We start from the raw sequence: 6,499 nt of genomic DNA on the forward strand, positions 1-6,499 counted from the left end.
GGTGATCGCCGTCGGCTCGTCGGTCGGCTCGACGACCCGCCAGCCGCTGACCTGTGCCAGTGCCCCGCGCGTCAACTGGCCGACCTCGGCCAGCCGGTCGCGGATCTGTGCCGGCCCCGCCGACATGTGCTCGCCGAGCGCAACCGAAAACCCCACCCGTGCAGCGACATTCGTCTCACCCAGATCGAGGCACTCCAACACCGACAACGGTAGACCCCATTCCGGCGGAGGCAGCCGCGGCCGAAGGCGCTGCGCGAGTTCGGGCCGAATCGCCAGCATGCCAACGCCCCGCGGGCCTGCCATCCATTTGCGCGACGAGCTGTAGACCGCCGATGCGCCGACTGCGCAGTCCAGGTGGCCCAGCGCCTGTGCGGCGTCGACCACCAGATGCAGGCCGAGATCCCGGCAGACATCGGCGAGCTCGTGCAGGGGCTGAGCAAGACCACGATGGCTGGCCAGCGGAGTCAGGTGCACGATCGCGGGCGGGTTGTCGGCCAGCTGACGGGCGGCGTCGTCGACGAGCAGCCGGCCGTCACCGTCCGCGGGCAGCGGCGTCACCTGGAACCCGTTCACGGCCATGACCGCGAGGTTGGGGCCGTACTCGCCGGGCAGACAGGCGATTGTGCGCTCCCCCGGCCAGCTCGTCAGCAGGATGTCGAGGGCGTTGTTGGAGCCGGTGGTGAAGACCACGTTGTCGCCGCTCATCCCAGTCAGGACGCCGATCGCGGCGCGTCCCGCGTCCAGCACCGGTGCTGCGGCCTCGGCGGCCACATATCCGCCGACCTCTGCTTCGTGACGGGCGTGCTGCGTGGTTGCGTCGATGACGGCAAAGCTCTGCCGTGAGCATGCGCCGCTGTCCAGATGCAGCCCGGCGACTTTCGGCCTGGCCGCACGCCAATGCTCGGCGAGACTCATTTGATCGACAACGAGAGCCCGAAATCCCCTGCGGGATCGGTCCACCAGTGCGTCCGCCGCAGACCCGCCCCCGCCAATTCCGCGGCCACCCCGTCGGGCCGGAACTTGCACGACACCTCGGTGAGCATCTCCTCGCCCGCGGTGAAGTCGACGGTCAGGTCCAGCGCAGCGATGTGCACCCGCTGCGCGCGGCTTGCCCGCAGCCACATCTCGATCCGCTCCTCGTCGGCGTTCCAGCGGGCGACATGTTCGTAGGCGTCCAGATCGAAGTCGGCGTCCAATTCACGGTTGACGACCGCCAGCACGTTGCGGTTGAAGCGGGCCGTCACGCCGGCACTGTCGTCGTAGGCCCGGACCAGGCGGCCGGTGTCCTTCACCAGATCAGTGCCCAACAGCAGGGTGTCGCCGGGCTGCAAGGTCTCCGACAACGCGGCGAGGAACTCGGCGCGCGGGCCGGTTGTCAGGTTGCCGATCGTCGACCCGAGGAACGCGACCAGGCGGCGGCCAACCCTGGGGATCTTGCCGAGATGCTCCTCGAAATCACCGCATACCGCGTCGATCTCGACGCCCGGGTACTCCTTCCGGATCGCCGTGCCCGCCGCATTCAGCACGCTGGCATCGACGTCGAAGGGAATGAATCGGCGAAGGGATCCACTGTCGCGCAACGCATTCAGCAGCAATCGCGTCTTCTCAGAGGTGCCGCTGCCCAGTTCGACCAGGGTATCGGCGCCCGATGCGACCGCAACCTCCGCGGCGCGCTCCCGCAGGATCTGCGCCTCGGCACGGGTCGGGTAGTACTCGGGCAGGCGGGTGATCTGATCGAACAGGTCGCTTCCGACCGAGTCGTAAAACCATTTGGGCGGCAACGTTTTCGGAGTTTGCGTCAGGCCGTCGCGCACATCCCGGCGCAGCGCCTGGGCGGCCGAGTCGGCGGCCAGGTAGTTGGACAGGGACAAGGTCATGGCGATCCTTTCAGCGGGATCAATTCGACACGAGTGCCCTCAACCTTGACAAGGTGTCGGTCGGGGATCTCCTGCCATTCCGGGTTGTCGTCATACGGTTCGCTGGCCAGCACCACGCCGTCGTCTCGACGCAGCACCGACAGGGTGTCGCCCCACGTCGTGGCGCGCAGTTGAGTTCCGTTGGCCGCCAATATGTTCAGTCGAGCATTGGGATCGGCGGCGGCCACCTCGACGATCGTGTCGCCAAGTGCGTCGAGCCCGCGTTCGAAGATCAGCGCCGCCAGCAGCGCGCTGTCTACTGTGGATTCGGCCTTGGCCGACAGTGGCAGCACGGCACGGTCGACGAGGCCGTTGTGCGAGAGCAGCCAAAGCCCGTCGGAAAACGGCGCCGACGCGGACGGTTCGATCGGCATGCCAATGGAGGCCGAGCGCACCGCAGCGAGGATGCAGCCACTGGTCAACGCGGGGGCGATAGACGCAAACGAAGCGTCGCCCCACATCGGCGTGGCGCTGCGCCACCGCCGCGCGACACCGTGGTCGAAGAAGCCCACGCCCCAGCCGTCGGCGTTCATCAGCCCGTGTTTCTGCCGTCGCGGCGAATATGACTGCACCAGTAGCCCGTACGGCGGATCCAGCACCATCGACGCCACCGAACACGGTTCACCGAGCCACGCCAGATGACGGCACATCAGCTGACGTCCCACGCCAGCCGGACGCCGGAGAAGATTTGCCGCCGGATCGGGTGGTCCCAATTGCGGAAGCTGGGCCGCAGAATGCTCTGCGCGACTGCCCACGACCCGCCGCGCAGCACCTTGTACTCGCCGTCGAAGAACGGCTGCGAATACCGGTCGTAGATCATCGGCGTGAAGTCCGGCCAGGGCCGCAGCGGTGATGTCGTCCACTCCCACACGTCGCCGAGCATCTGTTCGGCGCCGTAGGCCGATGCGCCCGCCGGGTAGGCACCGACGGGGGCAGGCCGCAGCGCGTCGCCACCAAGGTTGGCCAGATGCGACGTCGGCTCCGAGGCTCCCCACGGGTAGCGCCGCCGCGTACCCGCCTCGGGATCCCACGCGCAGGCCTTCTCCCACTCCACCTCTGTTGGCAGCCGGGCACCTGCCCAGGCCGCGTACGCCTCAGCCTCGAAATACGTGACGTGCTGCACGGGTTCGTCGGCGGGGATGTCCTCGACGTGGCCGAACCGGGTGCGGGTGCCGTCGGGATTCCAGAACTGCGGCGCGGTCAGGCCCGCCTGCTGCCGGTGCGTCCATCCGCGGTCCGACCACCAACGCGACTGCTGGTAGCCGCCATCGTCTATGAACTGCCGCCACTCGCCGTTGGTGACCGGGACGCGGCCGATGCGGAATGCCGGCACGTCGACGACGTGCGCCGGGCGTTCGTTGTCCAGGGAATGCGGTTCGGTGACCGCGTCCACGCCGAGGACGAATTCGCCGCCCGGCACCAGCACCGAGGTGCCTGCCACGCCGGGGCGCCCTGGCGGCAGTGCCGATCCGGAGTCGAGCAGCGCCGGCCCCGACCGGAGGTTCAGCGCTTGCAGCATGGTTTCGTCGTGCTGGTTCTCATGGCTGATCACCAGGCCGAACCGGAAGCTCGCCTCGTCGTCGAAGTCCGGGTTCTCGAGGGTGTCCAGCGCCTTGTTGCGCACGGTGTTGCAGTACGCCCTGGCGTCGGCGGGCGGCAACAGCGGCAGTTCGACGCGGCTGGCCCGCGAGTGCACGAACGCGTCGTAGAGCCGATCCACCTGCGGGGGCAGCATCCCCGGCCGGTCAGGGTTGCCCTCGCGCAGCAGCCATAGTTCTTCCTGTTGGCCGATGTGCGCGAGGTCCCACACCAGCGGGCTCATCAACGGGTCGTACTGGCGACCCAATTCGGCGTCGTCGAAGTCGACGAGCCGCAGCGTGCGATCCCGTGCCTTCGTCAGCTCACGCGCCAGCGTTTCGCGTGACGTCACATTTCTCCTCGCGCCAGTTGACCGACCGCAGGGCCGATGCCGTACTTCACCGCCCGGTCGGAGAAGTCGTCGGCCGGACAGCGACCTAGTTCGACCGAACGCACCAGCCGCTGCATCGATTCCTCGAGTTCGGCCGGAGCGCGTTCGGCGGCGGCCTGCACGCAGCGGACGGCGGCGGACTGCAGACGCCGGTCGCCGAGCCCGACCTGGGCGGCGCGATCCCACGCGGTCGCCACGTCTTCGGTGGCCTCGGCGGCGATGTCGGCGGCGGCGGGGTCGTCGAGGAGCGTCACGAGTGTGAAGACCACGGCTGGCCAGACGGCATCGGGCACGCTGTCGAGGTAGCGGATCTCCAGCCACCGCCGGGGCCGCACCGGCGGGAAGAGTGTTGTCAGGTGGTAGTCCAGATCGGCTTCCGTCGGCCTGCGGTCACCAAGCGGCACCCGGCCATCGGCCCAGTCGGCGAATGGCACCCAGGATGTAAGGGGTTGAGCGTCAGGGGTTTTCACCAGCATGACCGGTGCACGCAAGGCATACCGCGCCCAATCGCTGGCAGGGTCGTCACCGCTTGCGCCGAGGATGGGGCCGCAGCGCGCCGAGTCGAGCTGACTCCACACGCGCTGACGGGTCGACTGCCAACCGGAGAACTTCCCGCCGAGCAACGGCGAGTTGGCTGAGATCGCGATCATCGTCGGGCCGAGCGCGTGGGCAAGGCGCACCCGGTCCGCCCAGCCGTCACGGGGTCCCGCGTCGACGTTGATCTGTACCGACGCCGTCGACGTCATCATCGCCGCGCCTGCGGCCTGCGTCTGACTGGCGATGAAGAACTGCTCCATTGCGAGGTAGCGGGCGCCGGGGTTGACGCGCTTCGCCGGCCGCAGCGGATCCGCACCGAGCAACACCAATCCGAGCCCCGCCTGCGCGAAGGCCGCGCACAGCACGGCACGGTCGCCGGCCATCGCGGCGATGGCAGGCAGCGGACCGTCCATCGGCGGTCCCGACAGTTCGACTGCGCCACCCGGTTCGACCGTGACGGCGCTTCCTCCCGGCAGCGGCGGCAGACCAGCGATCACATCGGTCAGTTCCGCCCAGGTCGGGCGGCGCATCGGGTCGGACAGGTCGTAGCAGTGGGCCTCGACTTCCAGGCCCACCTTCCCCACGGGACCGTCCTGCAGGCACGTGTCACCGATGTGCAACGCAGCGCTGGCTGCGCTGGTCAGTTGCGCTTCTTCCACCTCGGACGTGATGGTGAAGGTCATTTCCAGCCACACCTTCCGGGTTGGAACGGTCATGGAGCGGACGAGCCTTCACTCCATCTTCCAGAGCGCACCGACAAAGTCTCGCCATTTTTCAATGACGCGTCGGTGACGGGTACCCGAAACTCGCGGGGCGCTATTGCCCCAGCGTGTTCTGCATGGCGCCGGCCAGCACGTTCACCGCAGGTCCGCCGTTGCCGGATTGGCAGACTTTCGCCTGCAGCAGAACGTTCTCCCGTTTCCGGGTGGTGGTGAAACACCGCCGATCGGCCCCGGCTTCCTGCTTGACCCAGTCGGCGTCGGTAGCCGTTGCCGGACCACCCGTGAACGTCCACACCTGGGTGGTGAGGTTGTCGAGGTGCATGGCGGTGGTCTGACCGTTGCAACCGAGAGTCCTGTCGACGACGCGGTGGAACGCGCGGTCGGCCGCGTCGGCGGTGGCGAAGACCCCGACGGCCTGCTTGACGAAGTGAGTCATGTCGGTCGGCGACTCTTGGGCCACCGCGCCGTTGAACGACGCCAGGTCCGGGTCGGCATACACGTCGGGCAGCCCGATGTCGGCCCAGTTGTTGCACACCGGGTTGTCGACGTAGAACGACTGGAACGGGTCGGTGAACGTCGATTCGAACCTCAGTGTCGCGCCGACGATATTGCCGACCGAACCCTTGGGCATCACGGCGTAATTCACCACTCCGGGATCGGAGGGTCGCGCGGTCGCCGGTGCCGCCACCGACAGCGCGACAGCCAGACCGACGCCGGCGATGGCGAGAGCACGCACCGGACTACACCTTCGCCGAGAGCTCGACGCCGATGTTGCCGCGGGTGGCCTTCGAGTACGGGCACACCTGGTGGGCCTTGTTCATCAGGTCGTCGGCGACGCTATGTTTCAGCCCGGGCAAGTAGCCGATCAGGTGTGCGGTCAACCCGAATCCGCCCTCGGAGTCCTTGCCGAAGCCGATCTGCGCGGTGACGCCGGACGCATCGTCGAGCTTGATGTCGTCGTCCCGCGCCACCAGTCGCAGCGCGCCGAGGAAGCACGCGGCGTATCCGGCCGAGAACAGCAGTTCGGGGTTGACGCCCTCGCCGCTGCCGCCCGCTTCCTTCGGCGGGCGGGTGTCGAGGTCGAGCTTGCCGTCAGAGGACTTCACATGGCCATCGCGACCGCCGCCGGTCGCGGTTGATTCAGCGGTGTAAACGACTTCGATGCTCATAGGGCTCGATCATGCCAGCCCTCGGCGGCTCGCCGTTATGGCCGGCTGGGAGCCGTCGTCGGCCCGCCCGGTGGCTGCGGAACCTGGGGCGGCTGGAAGTCGGGGGCCCGAAAAACGAATGGACCGCGCTCGAATTGACCGGTCGGGCCCATCGGGAAAGGCATTTCAGCGCGCTGCTTGAACATG

The 6,499-nt window shown here is 68.1% G+C and carries 7 protein-coding genes; all 7 read right to left on the reverse strand.

All coding sequences use genetic code 11. From position 1 onward, the window contains the following. On the reverse strand, positions 1-915 hold a 915-nt coding region (gene egtE / locus VFH65_RS25580), incomplete at its 3' end, for an ergothioneine biosynthesis PLP-dependent enzyme EgtE (RefSeq protein WP_353325384.1). Beyond that, positions 912-1,877, reverse strand: coding sequence for an L-histidine N(alpha)-methyltransferase (gene egtD, locus VFH65_RS25585; RefSeq protein ID WP_353325385.1), 966 nt, complete (start codon positions 1,875-1,877; stop codon positions 912-914). The genes egtE and egtD, both read right to left, overlap by 4 nt. After that, entirely contained in the window at positions 1,874-2,566 is a 693-nt protein-coding gene (gene egtC, locus VFH65_RS25590) for an ergothioneine biosynthesis protein EgtC (protein ID WP_353325387.1), read from the reverse strand. Before egtC ends, egtD begins: the two co-directional genes overlap by 4 nt. Next, positions 2,566-3,846 (reverse strand): ergothioneine biosynthesis protein EgtB, encoded by a 1,281-nt coding sequence (gene egtB, locus VFH65_RS25595; protein ID WP_353325389.1) that lies wholly within the window; start codon positions 3,844-3,846, stop codon positions 2,566-2,568. The genes egtC and egtB overlap by 1 nt, the downstream gene beginning before the upstream one ends. Then, a complete protein-coding gene (gene egtA / locus VFH65_RS25600) occupies positions 3,843-5,105 on the reverse strand; it encodes an ergothioneine biosynthesis glutamate--cysteine ligase EgtA (protein ID WP_353325395.1) in 1,263 nt (420 codons plus the stop codon). The genes egtB and egtA overlap by 4 nt, the downstream gene beginning before the upstream one ends. Positions 5,106-5,238: 133 nt before the next feature. Further along, positions 5,239-5,880, reverse strand: a complete 642-nt coding sequence (locus tag VFH65_RS25605) for a sensor domain-containing protein (protein WP_353325391.1) — start codon at positions 5,878-5,880, stop codon at positions 5,239-5,241. 4 nt (positions 5,881-5,884) lie between these two features. Continuing rightward, entirely contained in the window at positions 5,885-6,313 is a 429-nt protein-coding gene (locus tag VFH65_RS25610) for an organic hydroperoxide resistance protein (RefSeq protein WP_353325393.1), read from the reverse strand. Positions 6,314-6,499 lie beyond the last annotated feature (186 nt).

This window comes from Mycobacterium sp., assembly GCF_035697385.1.
Lineage (GTDB): Bacteria > Actinomycetota > Actinomycetes > Mycobacteriales > Mycobacteriaceae > Mycobacterium.

Coding starts and splice junctions, on each gene's coding strand:
- VFH65_RS25610 (WP_353325393.1), bottom strand. CDS start 6,313: ATGAGCATCGAAGTCGTTTACACCGCTGAATCAACCGCGACCGGCGGC.
- egtA (WP_353325395.1), bottom strand. CDS start 5,105: ATGACCTTCACCATCACGTCCGAGGTGGAAGAAGCGCAACTGACCAGC.
- egtC (WP_353325387.1), bottom strand. CDS start 2,566: ATGTGCCGTCATCTGGCGTGGCTCGGTGAACCGTGTTCGGTGGCGTCG.
- egtD (WP_353325385.1), bottom strand. CDS start 1,877: ATGACCTTGTCCCTGTCCAACTACCTGGCCGCCGACTCGGCCGCCCAG.